At 52.5% G+C, this 19,395-nt stretch carries 19 protein-coding genes and 2 pseudogenes; 13 read left to right on the top strand and 8 right to left on the bottom strand.

The features are described 5' to 3' along the window. Positions 1-23: 23 nt before the first annotated feature. Positions 24-902, bottom strand: coding sequence for a 50S ribosomal protein L11 methyltransferase (prmA, locus tag ACE4QZ_RS24735; RefSeq protein WP_021784406.1), 879 nt, complete (start codon positions 900-902; stop codon positions 24-26). A 116-nt stretch (positions 903-1,018) separates the two neighbouring features. Further along, on the bottom strand, positions 1,019-1,474 hold the full coding sequence (locus ACE4QZ_RS24730) for a MaoC family dehydratase (RefSeq protein WP_021784405.1): 456 nt from the start codon (positions 1,472-1,474) through the stop codon (positions 1,019-1,021). 143 nt (positions 1,475-1,617) lie between these two features. Here ACE4QZ_RS24730 and ACE4QZ_RS24725 point away from each other — a divergent pair, with 143 nt between their 5' ends. The 3 genes from ACE4QZ_RS24725 to ACE4QZ_RS24715 are packed head-to-tail and all read left to right on the top strand — an operon-like array spanning position 1,618 to position 3,293. Beyond that, positions 1,618-1,980, top strand: a complete 363-nt coding sequence (locus ACE4QZ_RS24725) for a CidA/LrgA family protein (RefSeq protein WP_021784404.1) — start codon at positions 1,618-1,620, stop codon at positions 1,978-1,980. Next, positions 1,977-2,693, top strand: a complete 717-nt coding sequence (locus ACE4QZ_RS24720) for an LrgB family protein (RefSeq protein ID WP_004576852.1) — start codon at positions 1,977-1,979, stop codon at positions 2,691-2,693. The genes ACE4QZ_RS24725 and ACE4QZ_RS24720 overlap by 4 nt, the downstream gene beginning before the upstream one ends. Positions 2,694-2,702: 9 nt before the next feature. Beyond that, complete coding sequence (locus ACE4QZ_RS24715; RefSeq protein WP_021784403.1) at positions 2,703-3,293, top strand: LON peptidase substrate-binding domain-containing protein; 591 nt, start codon at positions 2,703-2,705, stop codon at positions 3,291-3,293. 30 nt (positions 3,294-3,323) lie between these two features. Here the strand turns inward: ACE4QZ_RS24715 and ACE4QZ_RS24710 are convergent, their stop codons facing one another. Continuing rightward, positions 3,324-4,640, bottom strand: a complete 1,317-nt coding sequence (locus tag ACE4QZ_RS24710) for a bifunctional DedA family/phosphatase PAP2 family protein (RefSeq protein ID WP_021784402.1) — start codon at positions 4,638-4,640, stop codon at positions 3,324-3,326. Between the two features lie 2 nt (positions 4,641-4,642). Continuing rightward, a pseudogene (locus ACE4QZ_RS24705) lies at positions 4,643-5,032 on the bottom strand (DNA-3-methyladenine glycosylase); the annotation flags it as partial. A gap of 47 nt (positions 5,033-5,079) precedes the next feature. Between ACE4QZ_RS24705 and ACE4QZ_RS24700 the strand changes: the two are divergent. From ACE4QZ_RS24700 to ACE4QZ_RS24685, 4 genes are all read left to right on the top strand, one after another. Further along, complete coding sequence (locus tag ACE4QZ_RS24700) at positions 5,080-6,723, top strand: recombinase family protein (RefSeq protein ID WP_410480257.1); 1,644 nt, start codon at positions 5,080-5,082, stop codon at positions 6,721-6,723. Positions 6,724-7,089: 366 nt separating this feature from the next. Then, positions 7,090-7,452, top strand: coding sequence for a plasmid mobilization protein (locus ACE4QZ_RS24695; RefSeq protein ID WP_410480256.1), 363 nt, complete (start codon positions 7,090-7,092; stop codon positions 7,450-7,452). 17 nt (positions 7,453-7,469) lie between these two features. Beyond that, positions 7,470-9,320, top strand: a complete 1,851-nt coding sequence (locus ACE4QZ_RS24690; RefSeq protein WP_410480255.1) for a relaxase/mobilization nuclease domain-containing protein — start codon at positions 7,470-7,472, stop codon at positions 9,318-9,320. Between the two features lie 155 nt (positions 9,321-9,475). Continuing rightward, the gene (locus ACE4QZ_RS24685; RefSeq protein ID WP_011911495.1) at positions 9,476-10,504 is read left to right on the top strand and encodes an IS30-like element ISPsp7 family transposase; all 1,029 of its coding nucleotides are present in this window, start codon (positions 9,476-9,478) and stop codon (positions 10,502-10,504) included. On the opposite strand, the gene ACE4QZ_RS24680 is transcribed toward ACE4QZ_RS24685, so the two are convergent. From ACE4QZ_RS24680 to ACE4QZ_RS24665, 4 genes and pseudogenes are all read right to left on the bottom strand, one after another. Continuing rightward, positions 10,493-10,669 carry a hypothetical protein gene (locus tag ACE4QZ_RS24680; RefSeq protein WP_410480254.1) on the bottom strand — a complete coding sequence of 59 codons (177 nt, stop codon included), beginning with the start codon at positions 10,667-10,669 and terminating at the stop codon, positions 10,493-10,495. The two genes, ACE4QZ_RS24685 and ACE4QZ_RS24680, sit on opposite strands and share 12 nt — an antisense overlap. 402 nt (positions 10,670-11,071) lie before the next feature. Continuing rightward, positions 11,072-12,655: a replication endonuclease gene (locus tag ACE4QZ_RS24675; protein ID WP_410480253.1), complete on the bottom strand. Its 1,584-nt coding sequence runs from the start codon at positions 12,653-12,655 to the stop codon at positions 11,072-11,074. Positions 12,656-12,878: 223 nt separating this feature from the next. Next, the gene (locus ACE4QZ_RS24670) at positions 12,879-13,112 is read right to left on the bottom strand and encodes a hypothetical protein (protein WP_131727727.1); all 234 of its coding nucleotides are present in this window, start codon (positions 13,110-13,112) and stop codon (positions 12,879-12,881) included. A 724-nt stretch (positions 13,113-13,836) separates the two neighbouring features. Continuing rightward, positions 13,837-14,127: pseudogene (locus ACE4QZ_RS24665) on the bottom strand (DNA-3-methyladenine glycosylase); the annotation flags it as partial. A 38-nt stretch (positions 14,128-14,165) separates the two neighbouring features. On the opposite strand from ACE4QZ_RS24665, the gene ACE4QZ_RS24660 reads away from it, so the two are divergent. The 6 genes from ACE4QZ_RS24660 to mrdA all read left to right on the top strand — a co-directional run bounded on the left by ACE4QZ_RS24660 (position 14,166) and on the right by mrdA (position 19,387). Further along, a complete protein-coding gene (locus ACE4QZ_RS24660; RefSeq protein ID WP_153811168.1) occupies positions 14,166-14,339 on the top strand; it encodes a hypothetical protein in 174 nt (57 codons plus the stop codon). Between the two features lie 268 nt (positions 14,340-14,607). After that, positions 14,608-15,879 (top strand): glutamate-5-semialdehyde dehydrogenase, encoded by a 1,272-nt coding sequence (locus tag ACE4QZ_RS24655; protein WP_021784399.1) that lies wholly within the window; start codon positions 14,608-14,610, stop codon positions 15,877-15,879. Beyond that, positions 15,848-16,540 (top strand): nicotinate-nucleotide adenylyltransferase, encoded by a 693-nt coding sequence (gene nadD, locus ACE4QZ_RS24650; RefSeq protein ID WP_021784398.1) that lies wholly within the window; start codon positions 15,848-15,850, stop codon positions 16,538-16,540. The genes ACE4QZ_RS24655 and nadD overlap by 32 nt, the downstream gene beginning before the upstream one ends. A gap of 43 nt (positions 16,541-16,583) precedes the next feature. Continuing rightward, a complete protein-coding gene (rsfS, locus tag ACE4QZ_RS24645; protein ID WP_003249719.1) occupies positions 16,584-17,003 on the top strand; it encodes a ribosome silencing factor in 420 nt (139 codons plus the stop codon). Between the two features lie 10 nt (positions 17,004-17,013). Then, a complete protein-coding gene (gene rlmH / locus ACE4QZ_RS24640; RefSeq protein ID WP_012274378.1) occupies positions 17,014-17,481 on the top strand; it encodes a 23S rRNA (pseudouridine(1915)-N(3))-methyltransferase RlmH in 468 nt (155 codons plus the stop codon). A 16-nt stretch (positions 17,482-17,497) separates the two neighbouring features. Next, positions 17,498-19,387 carry a penicillin-binding protein 2 gene (gene mrdA, locus ACE4QZ_RS24635; protein WP_021784397.1) on the top strand — a complete coding sequence of 630 codons (1,890 nt, stop codon included), beginning with the start codon at positions 17,498-17,500 and terminating at the stop codon, positions 19,385-19,387. Positions 19,388-19,395: the final 8 nt, after the last annotated feature.

Below are 19,395 nucleotides of genomic sequence, written 5' to 3'. Positions count from 1 at the left end.
GCAGAAAAGTATTCAAGGCCCGCTTAGCGACGCCGACCACTGATGCGCACCCAGCCGTCGCGCACGACGATCGGGTCCAGTTCAAAGTCGGCGGCGTAAGCGGCGGCCACGTCTTCACCTTGCTCGGCGAGGATGCCCGACAGCGCCAGCAGGCCACCTGGGCGAACCAGGCCAGACAACTGTGGCGCCAGCGACACCAGCGGGCCGGCGAGGATGTTGGCAACCAGCACGTCGGCCTGCATTGCCGGCATGTGCTCGGGCAAGTGCAGCGCCAGTTTCTCATCGGCAATGCCGTTGCGCTGGGCGTTGTCGCGCGAAGCCTCGATGGCCTGCACGTCGATGTCGGTGCCTACCGCTTCGCGGGCGCCCAGCAGCAACGCCGCGATGGCCAGGATGCCCGAACCGCAGCCAAAGTCCAGCACCTGTGTGCCTTCAAGCTGCTGGCCGTCTAGCCATTCCAGGCACAGGGCCGTGGTGGGGTGGGTGCCGGTGCCAAAGGCCAGGCCCGGGTCGAGCAGCAGGTTCACGGCGTCCTTTTCCGGGGCATCGTGCCAGCTGGGCACGATCCACAGGCGGCGGCCGAAGCGCATCGGCTGGAAGTTGTCCATCCAGCTGCGTTCCCAGTCCTGGTCCTCGATCACCTCGGCCTGGTGTTCGGGCAACTCGGCGCCGGTCAACAGGCGCAGGTGGGCGAACACCTGTTCAGGGTCGGCATCGGCCTCGAACAGCGCCAGCAGGTGGGTGTGCGACCACAGCGGGGTGGTATTGAGGTCTGGTTCGAAGATCGGTTGATCTTCGGCATCCATGAACGTGACCGAGACGGCGCCTACTTCAAGCAGCGCATCTTCATAGGTTTCGGCTTGTTCCGGGCTGATGGCCAGGCGTACTTGCAGCCAGGGCATGGCGGGCACCTTTGATAAATCGACAGGGGCAGCCCTAGGCTGCGCGAAGGCTGGCAGTTTACGCGAGTGCGGGGGATTTGTGGATCGGGGGCTGCACAGCAGCCCCCGGGCAGGTATCAGACAAAACAGAGCGACAGTGATTCGGCAATATAAGCAGGCTTCTCTTCACCTTCGATCTCCAGCGTGGCAATCGCCTTGAGTAGCCACTGCCCCGGTTTTTTCTCCATCACCTCGCCCAGCTTCACCTTCAGCCGAACGCGGCTGTCGACCTTGACCGGCTGAATGAAGCGCACGCTGTCCAGGCCGTAGTTCACCACCATCTTCAACCCTTGCGGCAGGACGAGGATGTCCTCGATCAGCTTTGGGATCAGCGACAAGGTCAGGAAACCATGGGCGATCGTGCCGCCAAACGGGGTTTTGGCCGCCTTCTCAGGGTCGACATGGATGAACTGGAAGTCGCCGGTCGCCTCGGCGAACAGGTTGATGCGCTGCTGGTCGATCTTCAACCACTCAGAGTGGCCCAGCTCCTTGCCAACGTACTGCGAAAGCTCTGTAACCGGTACATGGGGCATCGCGGACTCTCCGGGCTGTCAATTGGTACGAAAGTACAAGATCAGCACGGCTAACCGTTTCAGTCAAGTTGCCCGCTTTTCGGCGAATATCGGTCTGAACCTGCGCGTGCTTATAATGACGGCCATGCCCGAGGGAGATGCTTATGCTGTTGCGTGGTTTGACCTGGCTGGTGTTGTTCCAGTTGCTGGGGACGGCGATCAATCACCTGTTTGTGCCGTTTTTGCCTGGGCCGATCATCGGCCTGTTGTTGTTGCTGTGCTTCCTCATGGCCCGCGGTGAGGTTGGCACGCCGCTGAACGAGGCCGCCAGCAGTTTGCTGCGCTATCTGCCGCTGTTGCTGGTACCGCCTGCAGTGGGGGTGATGGTATATGCCAAGGATATTGCCGCCGACTTCTGGGCGATTGCCGGGGCCTTGCTGATTTCCTGCCTGATGACCCTGGTGTTCGTCGGTGTGCTGATGCAAAAGCTCATCCAGCGCCAGGGCAAGCGTGAGGAGCAGCCATGATGCTCGACTGGCAGGGCGCACTCGATGCGGTCATACATCACCCATTGTTCGGTATCGGCATCACGCTGGGGGCCTATCAGGTAGTGCTGGCGGCCTACGAGAAAACCCGCTGGATCTTCTTGCAGCCTGTACTGGTATCGATGCTGCTGGTGATCGGCGTGTTGCTGCTGTGCGGTATCGATTACAGCGAGTACCGCAAAAGCACCGAAATCATGAACATTCTCCTGGGGCCCGCCACCGTGGCCCTGGCTGTGCCGCTCTATCTCAACCTGCGGCGTATTCGCCAGCTGTTCTGGCCTACATTTACTACGCTGGTAGTCGGAGGCCTGTTCGCCACGCTCTGCTGCCTGGTGCTGGGCTGGTGGTTCGGTGCCGAGCACATGATTCTGATGACCATGGCGCCGAAGTCCGTCACTTCGCCGATCGCCATGCTGGTGGCCGAGCAGATTGGCGGCGTGGCGGCCCTGGCGGCAGTGTTCGTGTTGATTACCGGGGTGATCGGGGCGATCTTCGGCCCGGCGTTGCTGAGCCGCTTTGGCGTGCACAGCCCAGAGGCACGCGGCATGTCCCTGGGCGTGACCGCACATGCAGTGGGCACTTCGGTGGCCCTGCAGGAAAGTGACGAATGCGGCGCCTTTGCCGCGCTGGCGATGAGCCTGATGGGGGTGGCTACAGCGGTGTTCCTGCCGCTGGCGGTCAGCCTGGTGGCTTGAGGAGTTGTGATGACGCTACCGCTGTTTCCGCTCAATACCGTGCTGTTTCCTGGCTGCTTTCTCGATTTGCAGATTTTCGAGGCGCGCTACCTGGACATGATCGGGCGCTGCATGAAGCAGGGCGAAGGTTTTGGTGTGGTGTGCATCCTTGAGGGCGAACAAGTCGGCAAGGCGCCGCCGGTGGTCGCCTCGATCGGCTGTGAAGCGATGATCCGCGACTTCGTGCAGCAGGATAACGGCTTGCTGGGTATTCGTGTCGAGGGCGTGCGGCGCTTCAATCTGGAAAGCTCCGAGGTGCAGAAGGACCAGCTGCTGGTGGGGCAGGTGCAATGGCTGCCGGAGCAGGCAGACAGCCCGTTGCTCGAGGCCGATGACGACCTGCTGGCGCTGCTGGTGGCCCTGGGTGAGCACCCCATGGTCGAAGCGCTGGGCATGCCGCGCCCGGTGGACGGGCGTCAGGCGCTGGCCAATCAGCTGGCGTACCTGTTGCCGTTCATGGAGGAGGACAAGCTGGACCTGCTGACCCTCGATTCGCCCCAGCAGCGACTGGGGGAAATCCAGAAGCTGCTGGAACGGATTCAGGGTGAACTGTTTGCCTGATGACCCTGTGCTGCGAAGAAGCCGGCAGCATCAATACTGATATCGCAGCAAAGCCTGAGGCAGCGCATGCATGGCAAAGAACGCCAGCAACGCCATGCATGCCGGCAACACCAGCCACCATACCCGCAGTGGCAGAGCCGACAGTGCCTGCTGGCGTTGCACCAATGTCAGGCTGAGTGCGCACACGCAGCAGGCCAGAAGAGCCCCGGCCAGGATGTCGGTTGGCCAGTGCGCCCCCAGGTACACCCGTGACAGGGCAATCGACAGCGCCGGAATGCACCCCAGCATCACCCAGGTCAGGCGCATCCGTGGTGGCTGCCCACGTCCTGCCAGCACGGCCATAACCAGAAAGAACGCGAACGATGCCGAGCTGTGCCCGCTGGGCATGCTGTAGCTGGTCAGTGGGTCGGTCAATACTTCCGGTCTGGCCCGGGCAAATAGCCATTTCAGTGTGCCGTTGGCGATCGCAGTGCCCATCAACGCGCCAGCAGCGAAAAATGCGTGCCGCCACTGGCGGGCAAGCAGCAGCAGGCCGGTCAGCAGGCCGCCGAGGAAGAACTGGGTGCGGAAATCGCCTAGTCGTGTCACCAGTACCACGGTGCTGTCGATGGCCTGGCTGCGATGCTCCTGGACCAGTGTCATCACGCCTTGGTCGAACTCATGGAAGTAGGGCCAGCCAAGGAATACACCGGCCAGGGCGATAAAGCTGAGAGCGGCAACCAGCCGCGTGCCGTGGCGCTGGTCACGCAGGCTGGTATTCAGGCTCAGGCCGATCAGCACTGCGAGGGCGCCGGCAATGATCCCGGCGTCCAGCCAGAAGCCTTCCGGCAGGGGCAGGCGCATGGCGGCGCCGGTGGCCCAGCCGGGTAGCAGGTAGGCTACCGACCAGCCGGCACCCGCCAACAGGCTGACAGCGATGAAACGCGGCAGGGGCATGTCGAACATGCCGGCGACCATTGGCAGCATCGGCCTCAGCGGGCCGATGAAGCGGCCTACCAGCAGGCTGGCGATGCCATAACGCTGGAAGTAGCTTTCGGCGCTGCCGATCCATTCTGGATGGTGGCGGAGCAGCGGCAGGCGGCGGATGTTCTGGTGAAAGTACTTGCCCACTGCGTAAGACAGGGCGTCGCCCAGCAGGCCGCCGAGAAAGCCGAGGAGCAGCGTTTCGCCCAGGCTGAACGCGCCGTTGCCGGCCAGTACCGCAACGGCGAAAAGCAGTATGGTGCCCGGCACGATAATGCCGGCGATGGCCAGGCATTCGATGCAGGCCACCAGGAAAATCGCCAGGCCAAGCCACTGCGGGTTGGCGCTGAGCCAGCCGGTCAGGCTGTCGAGCCATTGGCCCATGTTCAGCTTCCTTGTTCGAGAATGAAGAAATCACGGCCTTCGACTTGGCCGCGACGTAACGGGTTCCGTGTGCAGAAACGGGCGTACTCGGCGTCGACGAAGCGGTACGGCAGGTGCTCGTCGCGCCCGTGCGGGATGCCCAGGCGAGCGGCCTGGATCACCCGGGGCACGACATTGCCACAGTCCTCGACGTACAGACGTTCGGCGTCGAAACGCTGGGCGTCCCACTGCGGCACTTTCAGGCCCAGGGCCCGGCATAGCAGGGTCTGGCCGGCGCACAGGCGCTCTTGCGGGCGGATATTGCCGCTTGCATCGGGGTTGTTCAGTTGCATCTGCGCCAGGCTGTCGGGCCCCGAGAGGGTGTCCTGCCAAGGATAGGCAGACTTGATCAAGTCTGTCGTATAATACCTGTAACGCCAAGGCTCACAGGTATCAAGCAATGCCGCGTCTAATCTCATACGTTCGTATGTCCACAAGCGAGCAGTTAAAGGGGTTCTCGCTGGAACGCCAGCGGAACCTGATTGCAGATTTTGCCCGAAAAAATGGGCTATCGCTTGAAGATAGTCATATTCTTGAAGACATTGGACGTTCATCGTTTTCGGACGATACAGAGCAAAAAGAACTTACAAAATTCTTTGAAGACCTTGAAAAAGACAAATTCCAACCGGGTGATGTTTTTGCTTTAGAAAACATTGACCGTTTAACACGGCGTGGCCCAATTGACGCTTTAATGAAGGTTAATCAAATAATTTCAAAAGGTTTGAAATTAGCGATTATCAGTGATAAAGAACAACGTATCCTTGAAGAAATAGACGTTTTCTCAATCATTACATTGTCGATTGACGCATCCCGTGCAAATAAAGAAAGTCAGGTCAAATCCGATAAAGGTTTACAGAATTGGGCTTTTAAACGTGAGCTTGCTGCTACTCATAAAATTGCCATGACAGCCCAAGCACCTGCTTGGATTGATACAGAAACATATTACATATTGGACGAAACAAAAAACAAACAAGTAAAGCGTCGTCGATATGTTTTGAATGAAGGTAAAGCCGAAACTGTAAAAATGATTTTTGAACTATTCCAGAATGGCAATGGCTCCTTGAAAATCAAAAACATTCTCAATAAACAGAACATCCCAACATTCAAAGGCATTGAATATTGGGAGCCTTCTACAATCTCTAAGCTGCTTCGCAATCCTGCAACCTTTGGGCTATATCAGCCCAAGAAACAAAACACCGGAAAACGTGATTTAGTGGCTATTGGCGAGCCTATTGAAGACTATTTCCCAGCGGTTATAAGCAAAGAGATATTCGACCAATGCCAGCAGATTGCAGCTACTAACACCACCAGAAAAGGACGCAGAGGTAAACATTTCACAAACCTTTTCACAGGGTTATTGAAGTGTGCCGACTGTAACGGCCCCATTCATTTGCTCAATCCCGGTATTGATAAAAGGGCCAAGAACCCGAAGTCTGTAAACTACTTGATATGTAAGAAGGGTAAATTTACCAAGGAGTGCATTACTAAAAGACTTCGCTATGAGGACTTTGAGAATGTAATGCTTAAAGCTATTCAAGAAATAAACCTTGCAGATGTTTTGCATGAAAACAATCCACTTGAAAGCCTAATCAAGAAACAAAGGAGCTTGCAGGCGGATATTGAGAAAAAGAAAAAGCTGCTTGAAAACTTTGAGCGAAACTTTGTTGAGAACGATGGTGATTTGCCTTCGTTTATGATTACACAAGCCAAACAAGCAGAAATAGACATTAAATCTCTTGATAGTGAAATCAAATCTATTCGGCTTGAAATATCTCAATTGAATGTTTATAACTCAAACATAGACAATGCAATTGATGAATTAAAAGTCAATGGCACCTATGAGGCACGGTCAAAAATCAATCTCATCTTGCATGAAATAATTAAGCATATTGTCATTGATTTTGAACTTGATGATTATGGTGTGATGTTCAAAAATGGTGCCAAGCGATTCATTAACAATGGCATTATTCAAAATGTGTTCAGGACAGAAAACACCAAGCAACGTGATGATGAAATCAACGAGATTTTGAATCACAAGAACTAATTTACTATCTGCTTTTATTTCCAGAATACGGCCACCTTCTTAGGTGGCTTTTTTATTCCTATACCTTTCCTATACCAGTCCTAGGCAGTCTCCTAGGTACGTCATCAATAACTATTGTTCCTATACACTATTGAAATCTTTTAAACTTGAGTTAGCATAATAATATGAAGTCAAGAGAAAAGAAGGCGAGCAATGGGAATGTATAGGACAAAAACTTCGTTTTTCTCCTACCGTTCAAAAGTCTTCGACATTTTTCACTTACTTCCCTGCTCGATTTTCTGCACTTCGTTTGAAAATAAAATCAAAAGCAGGTAGCTGAAATGCTTTCGGGCATTCCAGAAAAATAAACAAATTACGAGGATAACTATGAGTAAGAAAAAAAGAAATGGTGAGCAATTTAATATCAGGATTTCAAAAGAAGCAAAAGAAAGAATTGTTGCTAATGCAGCTTTGTTAGACATTAGTCAAGCGAAGTATATTGAGCATCTAGCAGTGAATGGGTGCAATGTAATCGAAATAAGAAATGATAAGTTTATTGAGTATGTTGAGAAGGCAGAAGCCGACTTGAATAAAATGGGGAATAATTTAAACCAGATGGCCAGAGCTATTAACTCTGGAAAACTTGACTTGGTGGAAAGAAACATTGAGATGTTCAATAATGCCAAGAACTCATTTGACAAACTCTATTCAATGCTCGTTGAGCATGAAGAAAAGATAATCTTAAAATAAACAATCACTAGGACAATATGATAAGAAAAAAACTCAGCACGCAGAAAAGTAAAGGAGAGACACAGAACACACTTGGGTATGGTTTAAAAAAATCTATTCTCATAGATAGCAACAGACTTCAAACCGGAACAACGCAAGAGTTCATTGAGTTCTTGGCGAAAAAAATTGACAGGTCTTGTAAAGGAAAGCAGCAAAATACCAGCTTTCACGAAATGGTATCCTTTGACCCATCCGACAAAATCACACCTGAGCAAGCCCTCGCCATAGCAAAAGAACTTTACTCAGATACTCACGGATTAAACCGTGAGCACGCTTTTGCTGTTCATACAGATACTACGCAAATCCACGTTCACTTTATTTGGGCACCCAGAGATTTCAACAACAAGATATATAATCAAGTTGATGACTACCGCATCATTGAGCAGAAACTAACCGAACTCGAAAAGAAACACGGATTGTTTCAAGTTGTTAACAGAAAATCTTTAAACCCTGACTTAGAAACAAAACCACCAGAGAGCAACAACGAAAAAGCTCTTGAAGTAAGGGGTATCAAATCACATAAAAAACAATTCAAGTCTCAAATTGAAAAAGCTTTCATTGGTGCAGCCACAACAACGGCTTTCCTTGCTAATATTCACAAGCAGGGCTTTGATATCATCCCGAATGGACAAAACGCCTATTCATTAGAAAAAGAAGGCCAAACATTCAAGGCCAGTGAATTGGGTATTCAATACTCGAAGCTAAAAAACAAGCTTCAAGAGCAGCATCAATTCAGTCAATTGATGGAGCACTATTCAAAAAAATCTCGTAGATACAATGATGAATTAAACCTATCTACAAATGAAGATGTTGAGTTTCTTAAAAAGAATAAATACAAAACGGTCCTTGAAAAGAAATTTACATATCAAGAATCCGGCAGCAATGTGGAGTATTTCTTTAAAAACTCTACCAGCCAGAAGGCTTTTGAATACTATAAAGACCCTTCAAAAGTTACATTTCAAGACTTATCAAGAGACAGTATAAAGGCTGGGCTTCAACGTCTTACAACTGACATGAAGAAGCCGGGACCACTGTATGTCAGCGGTCCAGACTACGCTAAAAAGAAAATGTGGATGGAGTTCAAGATGATGAATCTTGAAGCCAAGGGCTTCACATTGTCAGGATATAAACCCACTCAACAAGACTTGAAAGAGCTTGAGCAAAGAAAAGCTGACTATGAATTGCAAGCTCAGAAATGGAAGGCGAAGGAAGCCGTAGAAGAGCCTAAATCAGTTGAGCCTGTCATTGTTCCACCGGCCATGCCTACGCCTGCTCAAAACGCACCAGAGAAGCCAGCAGAGGCTACACAGCAGGTGGCAGCCACCAATGACGATTTGATAGATGAGTTGATGAGAGAGTTTGAAACAGCCAACCATATACCAGTCGCAGAAGCCCCTACGGAAGCTATGGAATCATCTAAACCATTAGAGCCTACCATAGATGACCTTTACACACCGATGGCACCAGAGACGCTTCCAGAGCCTGAAAATCACAAGGTTGATGGCGACTATTCAACATATTCAAATGACGAGCTTATTGATGAATTTGAATGGTTGCAACCGAGACTAAAGAAAAGTTCATTTCCGGGCAACAGCACACGAGACATTGCGGGGCATAGAGAAATGGACAACATTCCAGACAATCGTAATGGCATAAAAACTGGCGAGGTTAAGCGTCAATATGAGTTCAGGCAGAAGCTATATAATTTATTTGATGAAATTAAAGAAAGAGACCCATCGGCGGCAAAACAGCTTGAGCAAGCTTTTAAAGCACAGATGGCAAACAAAAGAGCGGTTACGTTTGACCTAAAACCGCAGTTTGAAAAATAGCCCTATCAGGGCTTTTATTTGTTTTGGAAATTTCTAATCCCTACATGCAGCATTACGTCTTTTTGAAAGTCTCGACCACTACTTACGTTCAAATATTCTTGGCGGCGGCAAAAACTGAGTGCAACACCTGACCTTTCCGGTACGGTGCTGCCCCTATGTCTTATACCGAACTCAGCGTTGAAGAGCGCGCCACCATTCAAATCGGTCGTACCCAAGGCTTCAGCCTGCGCAGGATTGCCTGCTTGATCAACCGATCCCCTTCGACCATCAGCCGTGAGCTGCGCCGTAACCGAGGTGCTTGCGGTGGCTACTCGGCCCGCCTGGCCCAGCAGCAAATGCAGGCCCGCCGCCAGGTTTGTCGACCGATGCGAAAACTGTTGCCGGGTAGCGAGCGCTTCGAACTGGTGACCCATATGCTGCGTGAGCGTTTGTCTCCCGAGCAGATTGCCGGCAAGCTGCGCAGCATGAACATACCCAACCTGCGAGATGCCTACGTCTGTCGCGAGACGATCTACAACGCGATCTATGCCCTGCCAGTGGGTGAGCTGCGTAAGGAGCTGATCATCTGTCTGCGCCAAGGCAAGACGACGCGCCGGCCGCGCTCTGGTGGCGTGGATCGGCGCGGCCAGATCCCCGAGATGGTCAGTATTCATGTGCGCCCGCCGGAGATTGAAGACAGGCTGATGCCGGGGCATTGGGAAGGCGACCTCATCAAGGGTAAGGCCAACGCCTCGTCCGTCGGTACGCTGGTGGAACGCACCAGTGGCTACCTGATGTTGGTGAAGATGAACGACGCGACGGCGACTTCGGCGCTGGAAGGCTTCAGCGCCGCGCTCAATAGCATGCCGCTGGAGATGCGCAAGAGCATGACTTACGACCAGGGCCGGGAGATGGCGCGACACGCCGAGATCACCCAAAGAACCGGCGTGGCGATCTACTTCTGCGACCCGCACAGCCCCTGGCAGCGCGGCAGCAACGAAAACATCAACGGCCTGATTCGCCAGTACTTGCCCAAGGGCACAGACCTGTCGGTACATAGCCAGGAGGAGCTGGACGCCATTGCGCTGCAACTGAACATGCGACCGCGCAAGCGCTTCGACTTCAAATGCCCCATCGAGGTGATGGGAGAGGTCATGCAAAATGCCATGGCAATGCGGCATGATGCTCCGGTTTCAATTCAATAACCGTGTTGCACTCAGCTCCTGCAACCGCCCTTTCATGCAATCATTCACAAAGCGAGACAGAGGGAACTTATGCTCTTTTGCGACAGCCTTGAATTGATTGAGTGTTTCGGCGTCCAATATGATAGTGCAGGATTTTAAATTGGCTTTTGCTTTTGGTTTTCTCATGATGCTCCTTTTCTTATATGTATATATTTATTAGAGCACAAATAAAAGCAAAGTCAAATAAATACATATATTTAGCATCATGAAATTCGGGCACAAAAAAACCAGCATTTGCTGGCTTAGTTATAGGTCCCTTATAGATGCATCTTGATATTCGTAAGGGACTCTACTTTGGTCCTCCAAAACCTTAAACGTGCCATCTAGTGGGTCAAAAATCAAATGGCAAACGCTTTTGCTATGTGCATTCTTAACGTTCGTATACAAACCATCAAGTCCTAGTTTTTTAGTATATTTTAAGATTTCCTTCCTTTTGCTAGTAACTCTTATTAGTTGCATTGTCATAATCTCCTGTTCATGGTTATAATATAACATAGGATTGTAAATATTCAATAGATAAATATATATTTATTGAGTTCCGGCGGCGTCAAGCAGTGCGGTATCAACAATTTTGAAATCCGACTTTATGTCAATCATCTCGTTTGTGCTTAAATCAATGATGTATTTGCCTATTAATCTTTTTCCGAACACATCACCGAGCAGGTCATTCTTAAAGACCTGCATTTTGCTGTATAGTCTCATTATTTTTAGCATTCCATTTGCAAGCATAGAGAACCCAATGAAGTCGTTGTTTTCCACAAATGCGAACGCTCTATCAATAACTTCGTTCTTGCCTTTTAAAAAAGGCTTTCTTTTCAGTTCCCTCCATAAAGAAAGCGTGTTTTTAACGCCAAACATTGCATATCTACGCACACCCCACAATGCTTGAACGGCTCTCACTTTTTTGTGATTATTGATTTCCAACTTGTCTACATTTAGGACGCCGCCTTTCAGCTCGAAATCCATATTGAATGACTTAGTTAGATACTTCATCACGTATGATGTTGCCTTGCTTTTCTTTGTGTCGATTTCTTCAATTCTTACGGCGTTTTCCGAGTGTCTAAAATGTTTGTTAATCAAGATTACTAATTCGTCATAATGTTTCTTATTGACATACATTAAAGCGTGCTTATGAAAGCACTGGTCTTTGTGAGGTTCAACAGCCCAGAAACCATTCATCTCAATCTTATGTCTATGGATGTCTTTTCTAAAAGCATTCCATAAGCCTTTCAGGTAATCATTGCTTTCTTTTGGTGTTGAGCCATCCCATGAGCTAACACCCTTCGATGGTTTAGGGTGAAATCTTGCCGGGGCAGTGAACGTGATAAATAGAGGCTTATAGTCAAGATTTTTAGCGTAAGCATCTAATGATGATACTTGAATATATAGCTCGGCAAATCTTTGCTTTTCAGTGCTTGCTACTTTCCATAGTGGGATTTTCTTATTGTTTTCATTAACAAGAGTTTTCTTCATGATGTAATCAAGCTGGCTGGCTTCGTCAGCTTCTCTATTGCGAACAACTTCATCACTACAAATCTCATATGCTTGGCCCGAACCAATCAAGCCTGAGTGCAGCTTTGAAAGTTCGCTTCGCTGTTTTTGTATTCTTTTTATTTGTAGTTTGAGCTTTTTCTCATCAGCAATGTTGATGAGCTTGTCTTTTATAGTTGACCCTTTGATATCTTTTATTTTGATGCCGTAGCCGATATCCCAATTATGATTTATATGTGAGAGCACGTTTTCGCCGCAATCGTCATTTTTGAGATTTCTTTTCTTTATAATTAGGTTTTCTTGAATTTTCTTGAAAACGAACGTGATATTCTTGACGATTTCGTCCAAGTCGCCAGTAAGTGCATACTTGTTTTGTATCTTCCAGCATTTATATTCGTCGCACGATGCAACCCAAGTGATTTTTTGTTTAAGGTTTCGTATTTCTTTGACTAAGGCTTCATGCTTTCTTTCTGATGAATTATTTAACTTGTTTTCATAATATTCTTTCGAGGTCAGTTTCTTTTCGATAGCTCGCTCAAAAATATACTGTCTTTCGCATTCTGCAAAGAAGAATTCAGGTGTAAGATTTTCAAGAATTATTGTTTGTGGAAGAAATATCATGCGAGCCTTTTTTGTTTACTTACTAATACTAATATCACGCCATATTAGATTGTCAAATAAATACATAGTTTTTATTAATCGAATTTAAGAGATGCTAGTTTTTTCAAAATCAGAAACGGTCAGAAAACCTTGTAAAATCAGCTTGCGACACTTATTTAAGAGTTATCCAAGGAGAGCAAAATCAAAATCAAAAGCAAAAAAAACCAGCATTTTGCTGGTTTGTTTAAATTATTTCTGTTTGGGTTATGTGATATGCAGCAACGAAATGCGTTAAAAATTTCGTTCCGTTTCGTGTTCCACCCCTTCCACTAACAACATAAGCAATAGGCTTGGCATTAGCCTTTACTTTTCTATTATTTAATCTCCAATATCCCGCAGTATCAATATCTTGCGGCTTCACATTAAAAAGCAAACCTTTTTGTCTTTCGTAAAATTTCAGTTGTGGATTATCCTGCATCAATCTCTCTTTTTCATTTATCAATCTGTCAATTACTGCTTTTCTTCTCATATTGTTATATATATATTGCCTTGCTATCAATATAGCATTTTTTTATAAAAAATCAAATCGCATGTAACTATAAGTAATATTCAAAAGCATCAAAGTCAAAAGCATCTGGGTATTGCGAACTTTGTTCGCTAATTAAAACCATGGCGTCGATGTTTAGTAACATTCCTGAAAGTCAATTTTATAACTGTTCTTTGGTTCGGGGATATGTCCCCGAGCCTCAAAAGAATTTGGTGCTTCAAAAGTCATCAAGGCTAGTAATTTTTCTAAAAATTAAAATTCATAAAATGGCCCTTTTTAGAGCTTGAAATTTCTTTCGTGTATAACAATACCGATAATAAAAACGTAGCGTATTTTGTCCGATTCCGTTAGCTCATTGAAAATTAAGTTCGACGTTATTTTCTTTTTTTATGAACTTTTTTTGAGTTTTAAGTTTTGAGGGCAGTCAATAAATGGCTTAAAATCAACTAAATATCGTGTCAATAGCAAATTGAAAATATATTTAAGGTTGGATAGTAATTGTCAAAATTTAAAAATTAGCGTTCGACCTTAATCGGTGCTTTTATATAAAATTTTATATGTGCTCAATTTTCATGCTTGAACAAGTTCAACCACAAAAATCGACCTTGAGTAAAATGGCGGCGAATGCAGACGATTCCTACAGGTAAAATATGGACGACTTGATCAGCACCGCGTTGCCCGGCCCGTGGGCGCTGAAGTTGAGCGAATCGCCGCCGCGGGCGTAGTACATGTAGATGTGCCCGCCCTCCAGGAACAGCGCCTTGCGTTTTTCGGTGTAGCCGAGCGAAGCGTGGCTACCTTTGTCGGTGAGGTAGTAGGCCTCGGTCTCGATGATTCGCGCGGCCAGCCACAGGTCGCCGTGGCGGTGGCGAATGACCTTGCCGAGCAGGGCCTTGGCCAGGGTCTGGGCGTCGCGGTCGAAAAAGCTGTCGGGCAGGGCTGGCATGCGGGCGGTTCGTGGCTGGAGGGGCAGGGATGATAGCAATGAATGACTTAATCGAGGCTGAACCTGTAGGGCAATTGATTGGTATCCATATGTTTCATTGGCAGGGGCTGCTGGGTGTTCGCCTTGAGGTGTTTGATTTGTGTGAGATCGAGCGCCGCCCGCGCGGCGCATCGCGAGCTACGCTCGCTCCTACGTTTGTTTCTGGCCAGTAACGCCTGTGACAGGTGCGCGCGACCGCCCTGGTTTGTACGCCGTAATATTAAGTCATGCACCAGGGCGTCCGCGCGCAAGTTTCCCAGGAAAGCAGACGTAGGAGCGAGCGTAGCTCGCGATGCGCCGCGCGGGCGGCGCTCGATCTCACAGGCACCAAACACCTTCAGGGCAAACACCCATTTTCTACCATCCGCCACCCGCCGCTGGGCGTACACCTGCGCGGCAGTTATAATCAGCCGATTTCCCCTTCGCCAAGACACCGAACCCATGACTGAGTCCGTTCTTGACTATATGACCCGCTTGGGTCGCGCTGCCCGTGAGGCTTCCCGGGTCATTGGCCGTGCCAGCACCGCGCAGAAGAACCGCGCCCTGCAGGCTGCCGCCGACGCGCTGGACGCCGCCCGTGCCGAACTCACCGCTGCCAACGAGCTGGACCTGGCCGCCGGCCGCGCCAGTGGGCTGGAGCCCGCACTGCTCGACCGTCTGGCGCTGACCCCGGCGCGTATCGACGGCATGATCACCGGCTTGCGCCAGGTGGCCAGCCTGCCGGACCCGGTCGGTGCCATCCGCGACATGAGCTACCGCCCATCGGGCATTCAGGTAGGCAAGATGCGTACCCCGCTGGGGGTGATCGGGATCATCTATGAATCGCGCCCGAACGTGACCATCGATGCTGCCAGCCTGTGCCTCAAGTCGGGTAACGCAACCATCCTGCGTGGCGGTTCCGAAGCCATCCATTCCAACCGCGCCATTGCCACCTGCATTCAGCGTGGCCTGGCCGAAGCCGGCCTGCCGGCGGCGGTGGTGCAGGTGGTCGAAACCACCGACCGCGAAGCCGTGGGCGCGCTGATCAGCATGCCGGAATTCGTCGATGTCATCGTGCCGCGCGGTGGCCGTGGCCTTATCGAGCGTATCAGTCGCGATGCCCGCGTGCCGGTGATCAAGCACCTGGACGGCATCTGCCACATCTATGTCAGCCAGCATGCCGACCTGGACAAAGCCTGGAATGTGGCCTTCAACGCCAAGACCTACCGCTATGGCATCTGCGGGGCCATGGAAACGCTGCTGGTCGACCAGCAAGTGGCTGAGCGCTTCCTGCCAGAAATGGCCCGCCGCTTCGTCGAGAAGGGCGTGGAACTGCGCGGTTGTGAGCGCACCCAGGCCATCATCAGCGTCAAACCGGCTACCGAAAGCGACTGGCACACCGAATACCTCGATGCGATCCTGTCGATTCGCGTGGTCGACGGCCTGAACCAGGCCATCGAACACATCAACCACTATGGCTCGCACCACACCGACTCGATCATCACCGAACACCAGGGTGAAGCCCGCCAGTTCATGGCTGAAGTCGATTCGGCGTCGGTCATGCTCAACACCCCGACCTGCTTTGCCGACGGCTTCGAGTACGGCCTGGGTGCGGAAATCGGTATTTCCACCGACAAGCTACATGCCCGCGGCCCTGTGGGCCTGGAAGGCCTGACCTGCGAGAAGTATGTGGTGATCGGCGATGGCCAGTTGCGCGGCCAAGGGTCCTGCTGAGTTGAGCAAGGCTCACGCAGTCCGGCGCATCGGCATTCTAGGTGGTACCTTCGACCCCGTGCATATCGGCCACCTGCGCAGCGCGCTGGAAGTGGCCGAGTTCATGGGGCTGGATGAGCTACGCCTGTTGCCCAATGCCCGGCCGCCGCACCGCGATACGCCACAGGTGGCCGCGCAGGATCGCCTGGCCATGGTCCGTGAAGCGGTGCAGGGCGTCGCTTGCCTGAGCGTCGATGCCCGCGAGCTGGAGCGTGACAAGCCGTCGTACACCATTGATACGCTGGAATCGATCCGCGCCGAATTGTCCGGCGACGACCAGCTGTTCCTGGTGCTGGGTTGGGATGCCTTCTGTGGCCTGCCCGCCTGGCATCGCTGGGAAGAATTGCTGCAACACTGTCACATCCTGGTACTGCAACGTCCGGATGCTGACGTAGAACCCCCTGACGAGTTGCGCAACCTGTTGGCTGCGCGCTCGGAGAGCGATCCCACCGCCATGTCCGGCCCGGCGGGAAATATTTCGTTCGTCTGGCAGACGCCGCTTGCGGTGTCGGCTACACAGATCCGACAGCTGCTGGCCAGCGGCAGATCGGTGAGGTTCCTGGTGCCGGACGCCGTACTGGCCTATATCGAGGCGCACGAACTGTATCGTGCGCCCAACTGACGGTGCCTCTGGCGCCTCATCCAACGAGTTGAACGAGTTTTATATGACCAAGCAGAAAATTTACGGCGAAGAACTGGTCGCAGTGACCAAGGCAGCGCTGGAAGACGTCAAGGCCCAGGACATCCAGGTCATCGACGTGCGCGACAAGCACAGCCTGACCGACTACATGATCATTGCCACCGGTACCTCCAACCGCCAGATCAACGCGATGGCCGAAAAGGTCCGTGAAGCGGTCAAGGCCAAGGGCGCCCAGCCACTGGGTGAAGAAGGCAAGGGCGACAGCGACTGGGTGCTGCTGGACCTGAACGACGTCATCGTGCACATGATGACCGCCGCTGCCCGCCAGTTCTACGACCTTGAGCGTCTGTGGCAGGGTGCCGAGCAAAGCCGTGCCGCCGATGGCAAGCACCACAGCCCGGACCATGCTCACGAGTACTCCGACAAGCTCAAAGACCGCGAGTGAGGAAAGCGCTGTGCGTCTGCGCCTGATTGCGGTCGGCTCGCGCATGCCGAAGTGGGTCGAGGAAGGCTGGCATGAATATGCCAAGCGCCTGCCCACCGAGCTGTCGCTTGAGCTGGTGGAAATCCCGCTGAACACCCGTGGCAAGAATGCCGACGTCGCCCGCCTGATCCGTCAGGAGGGCGAAGCCATGCTAAGCAAGGTGCAGCCTGGGGAACGCATTGTCACCCTCGAGGTCCATGGCAAGCCCTGGAGTACCGAGCAGTTGGCCACCGAGCTGGACCGCTGGCGCCTGGATGCGCGCACGGTGAATTTGATGGTGGGCGGCCCGGAGGGCCTGGCACCTGAGGTTTGCGCGCGCGCCGAGCAACGTTGGTCGCTGTCGCCGCTGACTTTGCCGCACCCGTTGGTAAGGATACTCATCGGCGAGCAGATCTACCGCGCCTGGACCGTGTTGTCCGGGCACCCTTACCACAAATGAGCCTGTAAGCAGTCCGATGTCGCAGCCGATCCGTCTCAAGGACCACGAGAAAGACGCCCGCCTGGTGCGCAAGCGCGTCGTCGTCGGCGCAGTGGCGATCATGCTGCTTATTTGCGTGCTGATCGCGCGGCTGTACTACCTGCAGATCATCCAGTACGACTACCACTCCACGCTGTCGGAGAACAACCGGGTGCATGTGCAGCCGATCCCGCCGACTCGCGGGCTGATCTTCGACCGCAACGGCGTGATCGTTGCCGATAACCGGCCCAGCTTCAGCCTGTCGATGACCCGCGAACGTGCAGGTAACTGGCAGGAAGTGCTGGATACCATCGTCGAAGTGCTTGAGCTCGACGCTGACGATCGTGCCCTGTTCGAGAAGCGCATGCGCCAAGGCCGCCGGCCATTCGAGCCGGTGCCGATCCTGTTCGAACTCAACGAAGAGCAGATCGCCCGTGTGGCGGTAAACCAGTTCCGCCTGCCGGGTGTGGAAGTGGTGGCCCAGCTGGTGCGGCATTACCCGCAGGGTGCGCACTTCGCCCATTCGGTGGGTTATGTTGGGCGGATCAACGAGAAAGAGCTGAAAACGCTCGACCCGGTGAACTACAGCGGCACTCACCATATCGGCAAGACCGGCATCGAGCGCTTCTACGAAGACGCCCTGCACGGTCAGGTGGGTTATGAGGAAGTCGAGACCAACGCCCGTGGCCGCGTGCTTCGGGTGCTCAAGCGCACCGACCCGAAGCCGGGCAAGGACATTGTGCTGAGCCTGGACATCAAGCTGCAGGAGGCCGCCGAAGCCGCCCTGGGCGGCCGGCGTGGTGCAGTGGTTGCGCTCGACCCACGAACCGGCGAAGTGCTGGCGATGGTGAGTCAGCCGAGCTTCGACCCCAACCTGTTCGTCACTGGCATCAGCTTCAAGGCCTATGGCGAATTGCGCGACTCGATCGATCGGCCGTTATTCAACCGCGTGCTGCGTGGCCTGTACCCGCCGGGTTCGACCATCAAGCCGGCGGTGGCTATTGCCGGCCTGGACAGTGGCGTAGTCAATGCCAGCACCAGGGTGTTCGACCCGGGCTACTACCAGCTGCCCAACTACGACCACAAATACCGGAACTGGAACCGCTCCGGTGATGGCTGGGTCGATCTGGACACCGCCATCATGCGCTCGAACGACACCTACTTCTATGACCTTGCACACAAGATGGGCATCGATCGGTTGTCCAGCTACATGAACAAGTTCGGCATCGGCCAGCGGGTTTCCCTCGATATGTTCGAGGAGTCTGCGGGGTTGATGCCCTCGCGCGAATGGAAGCGTGCCACCCGTCGCCAGGCCTGGTTCCCCGGCGAAACCCTGATTCTCGGCATCGGCCAGGGTTACATGCAGGCCACGCCGCTGCAGCTGGCCCAGGCCACTGCACTGATCGCCAACAAAGGCGTGTGGAACCGCCCGCACCTGGCCAAGACCATCGAAGGCCTGCCGCCGGTAGACGACAACCCGCCGGAAGACATCGTGCTGCGTGACAAGTCTGACTGGGCCAAGGTCACCCATGGCATGGAGCAGGTGATGCACAACCCCCGCGGTACCGCGCGCAAGGCAGCTGCCGGTGCCCAGTACCGCATTGCCGGCAAGAGCGGTACCGCCCAGGTGGTGGCGATCAAGCAGGGCGAGAAATACGACCGCAACAAACTCCAGGAGCGCCACCGCGACCATGCCCTGTTCGTCGCTTTTGCCCCAGCCGAAGCCCCGAGAATCGTGGTCTCGGTGATGGTCGAGAACGGTGAGTCCGGCTCGGGTGTCGCCGCACCGGTGGTACGCCAGATCATGGACGCCTGGCTGCTCGACGAAAATGGCCGGCTCAAACCCGAGTTCGCGCCAGCCACCGTTACCCAGGAATCGGCCCTGTGATGAACAAT

The organism is Pseudomonas sp. DCA-1 (genome assembly GCF_046523955.1).
Taxonomy (GTDB): Bacteria; Pseudomonadota; Gammaproteobacteria; order Pseudomonadales; family Pseudomonadaceae; genus Aquipseudomonas; species Aquipseudomonas putida_Y.
The sequence above is the reverse complement of the archived record's forward strand: the minus strand, read 5'-3'. Positions and strand labels throughout refer to the sequence as shown.

What these genes read in the sequence shown, in the direction of transcription:
- ACE4QZ_RS24695 (WP_410480256.1), top strand. Translation starts at nt 7,090, where the DNA reads ATGAGTAAGAAAAAAAGAAATGGTGAGCAATTTAATATCAGGATTTCA.
- ACE4QZ_RS24670 (WP_131727727.1), bottom strand. Translation starts at nt 13,112, where the DNA reads ATGCAGGATAATCCACAACTGAAATTTTACGAAAGACAAAAAGGTTTG.
- ACE4QZ_RS24700 (WP_410480257.1), top strand. Translation starts at nt 5,080, where the DNA reads ATGCCGCGTCTAATCTCATACGTTCGTATGTCCACAAGCGAGCAGTTA.
- ACE4QZ_RS24675 (WP_410480253.1), bottom strand. Translation starts at nt 12,655, where the DNA reads ATGATATTTCTTCCACAAACAATAATTCTTGAAAATCTTACACCTGAA.
- ACE4QZ_RS24715 (WP_021784403.1), top strand. Translation starts at nt 2,703, where the DNA reads ATGACGCTACCGCTGTTTCCGCTCAATACCGTGCTGTTTCCTGGCTGC.
- ACE4QZ_RS24680 (WP_410480254.1), bottom strand. Translation starts at nt 10,669, where the DNA reads ATGAGAAAACCAAAAGCAAAAGCCAATTTAAAATCCTGCACTATCATA.
- mrdA (WP_021784397.1), top strand. Translation starts at nt 17,498, where the DNA reads ATGTCGCAGCCGATCCGTCTCAAGGACCACGAGAAAGACGCCCGCCTG.
- ACE4QZ_RS24655 (WP_021784399.1), top strand. Translation starts at nt 14,608, where the DNA reads ATGACTGAGTCCGTTCTTGACTATATGACCCGCTTGGGTCGCGCTGCC.
- ACE4QZ_RS24690 (WP_410480255.1), top strand. Translation starts at nt 7,470, where the DNA reads ATGATAAGAAAAAAACTCAGCACGCAGAAAAGTAAAGGAGAGACACAG.
- rsfS (WP_003249719.1), top strand. Translation starts at nt 16,584, where the DNA reads ATGACCAAGCAGAAAATTTACGGCGAAGAACTGGTCGCAGTGACCAAG.
- ACE4QZ_RS24685 (WP_011911495.1), top strand. Translation starts at nt 9,476, where the DNA reads ATGTCTTATACCGAACTCAGCGTTGAAGAGCGCGCCACCATTCAAATC.
- ACE4QZ_RS24725 (WP_021784404.1), top strand. Translation starts at nt 1,618, where the DNA reads ATGCTGTTGCGTGGTTTGACCTGGCTGGTGTTGTTCCAGTTGCTGGGG.
- prmA (WP_021784406.1), bottom strand. Translation starts at nt 902, where the DNA reads ATGCCCTGGCTGCAAGTACGCCTGGCCATCAGCCCGGAACAAGCCGAA.
- ACE4QZ_RS24730 (WP_021784405.1), bottom strand. Translation starts at nt 1,474, where the DNA reads ATGCCCCATGTACCGGTTACAGAGCTTTCGCAGTACGTTGGCAAGGAG.
- ACE4QZ_RS24710 (WP_021784402.1), bottom strand. Translation starts at nt 4,640, where the DNA reads ATGGGCCAATGGCTCGACAGCCTGACCGGCTGGCTCAGCGCCAACCCG.
- nadD (WP_021784398.1), top strand. Translation starts at nt 15,848, where the DNA reads ATGGCCAGTTGCGCGGCCAAGGGTCCTGCTGAGTTGAGCAAGGCTCAC.
- ACE4QZ_RS24720 (WP_004576852.1), top strand. Translation starts at nt 1,977, where the DNA reads ATGATGCTCGACTGGCAGGGCGCACTCGATGCGGTCATACATCACCCA.
- ACE4QZ_RS24660 (WP_153811168.1), top strand. Translation starts at nt 14,166, where the DNA reads ATGAATGACTTAATCGAGGCTGAACCTGTAGGGCAATTGATTGGTATC.